At 54.0% G+C, this 2528-nt stretch carries 1 rRNA gene; it reads right to left on the bottom strand.

Annotated features, from left to right (window positions below):
- Positions 1–2528: ribosomal RNA gene (locus CS562_RS32405) — 23S ribosomal RNA — on the bottom strand; the annotation flags it as partial.

Genomic DNA, 2528 nt, shown 5'->3' with positions numbered 1-2528 from the left:
TTGGATAAGCCCTCGACCGATTAGTACTGGTCAGCTCCATGCATTGCTGCACTTCCACCCCCAGCCTATCTACCTCGTCGTCTTCAAGGGGTCTTACATACTGGGAAATCTCATCTTGAGGGGGGCTTCACGCTTAGATGCTTTCAGCGCTTATCCCTTCCGTACATAGCTACCCAGCGGTGCTCCTGGCGGAACAACTGGTACACCAGCGGTACGTCCATCCCGGTCCTCTCGTACTAAGGACAGCTCCTCTCAAATTTCCTACGCCCACGACAGATAGGGACCGAACTGTCTCACGACGTTCTGAACCCAGCTCGCGTACCGCTTTAATGGGCGAACAGCCCAACCCTTGGGACCTACTTCAGCCCCAGGATGCGATGAGCCGACATCGAGGTGCCAAACCTCCCCGTCGATGTGGACTCTTGGGGGAGATAAGCCTGTTATCCCCAGGGTAGCTTTTATCCGTTGAGCGATGGCCCTTCCATGCGGTACCACCGGATCACTAAGCCCGACTTTCGTCCCTGCTCGACTTGTAGGTCTCGCAGTCAAGCTCCCTTATGCCTTTGCACTCTTCGAATGATTTCCAACCATTCTGAGGGAACCTTTGGGCGCCTCCGTTACTCTTTAGGAGGCGACCGCCCCAGTCAAACTGCCCACCTGACACTGTCCCCGCACCGGATTACGGTACCAGGTTAGAACCTAGATACGATCAGGGTGGTATCCCAACGGTGCCTCCACACAAGCTGGCGCTCATGCTTCAAAGGCTCCCACCTATCCTGTACAGATCGTACCCAAATTCAATATCAAGCTGCAGTAAAGCTCCATGGGGTCTTTCCGTCTTGTCGCGGGTAACCTGCATCTTCACAGGTATTAAAATTTCACCGGATCTCTCGTTGAGACAGCGCCCAAGTCGTTACGCCATTCGTGCGGGTCAGAATTTACCTGACAAGGAATTTCGCTACCTTAGGACCGTTATAGTTACGGCCGCCGTTTACTGGGGCTTCGGTTCACAGCTTCGGATTGCTCCTAACCGCTCCCCTTAACCTTCCAGCACCGGGCAGGCGTCAGCCCGTATACTTCGCCTTACGGCTTCGCACAGACCTGTGTTTTTGCTAAACAGTCGCTTGGGCCTTTTCACTGCGGCCCCCTCGTGCTATTCACACTACCGGGGCACCCCTTCTCCCGAAGTTACGGGGTCATTTTGCCGAGTTCCTTAACGAGAGTTCTTCCGCGCGCCTTAGAATTCTCTTCTCGCCTACCTGTGTCGGTTTGCGGTACGGGCACCATCACCTGGCTAGAGGCTTTTCTTGGCAGTGTGAGATCATGACCTTCGCTACTATAATTTTCGCTCCCCATTACAGCCCAGCCTTACGATGTGCGGATTTGCCTACACATCAGCCTCACTGCTTAGACGGACATCCATCAGTCCGCGTCACTACCCTGCTGCGTCCCCCCATTGCTCATAACGGCTTACGGTGGTACAGGAATTTCGACCTGTTGTCCTTCGACTACGCCTTTCGGCCTCGCCTTAGGTCCCGACTTACCCTGAGCGGACGAGCCTTCCTCAGGAACCCTTAGGCTTTCGGCGGATCAGATTCTCACTGATCTTTTCGTTACTCATACCGGCATTCTCACTTGTATAATGTCCAGCGCTCCTTACGGTACACCTTCAACCCTTATACAACGCTCCCCTACCCCTGATGCAAAGCATCAAGCCATAGCTTCGGTGGTGTGTTTAGCCCCGTTACATTTTCGGCGCAGAGTCACTCGACCAGTGAGCTATTACGCACTCTTTCAATGGTGGCTGCTTCTAAGCCAACATCCTGGTTGTCTGTGCAACTCCACATCCTTTCCCACTTAACACACACTTGGGGACCTTAGCTGATGGTCTGGGCTGTTTCCCTTTTGACAATGGATCTTAGCACTCACTGTCTGACTCCCGGAAGTAAGTCTATGGCATTCGGAGTTTGACTGAGCTTGGTAACCCTTGCGGGCCCCGCACCCAATCAGTGCTCTACCTCCACGACTCTGTTTTCCGAGGCTAGCCCTAAAGCTATTTCGGGGAGAACCAGCTATCTCCGAGTTCGATTGGAATTTCTCCGCTACCCCCACCTCATCCCCGCACTTTTCAACGTGCGTGGGTTCGGGCCTCCAGTGCGTGTTACCGCACCTTCACCCTGGACAGGGGTAGATCACCCGGTTTCGGGTCTACGTCCACGTACTATGTCGCCCTATTCAGACTCGCTTTCGCTGCGGCTCCGGCTCTTCACCTTAACCTTGCACGGGAACGTAACTCGCCGGTTCATTCTACAAAAGGCACGCCATCACCCCTAAAACGGGCTCTGACTTTTTGTAAGCACACGGTTTCAGGTTCTATTTCACTCCCCTTCCGGGGTGCTTTTCACCTTTCCCTCACGGTACTGCTTCACTATCGGTCGCTAGGAAGTATTTAGCCTTGGCAGATGGTCCTGCCGGATTCATACGGGGTTTCACGTGCCCCGCACTACTCGGGATACATCTCGGAGAGA

It is taken from the genome of Paenibacillus sp. LK1 (genome assembly GCF_002750415.1).
Lineage (GTDB): Bacteria > Bacillota > Bacilli > Paenibacillales > Paenibacillaceae > Paenibacillus > Paenibacillus taichungensis.
Note: the sequence above shows the minus strand (reverse complement) of the source record. Positions and strands in the feature narration are given on the sequence as shown.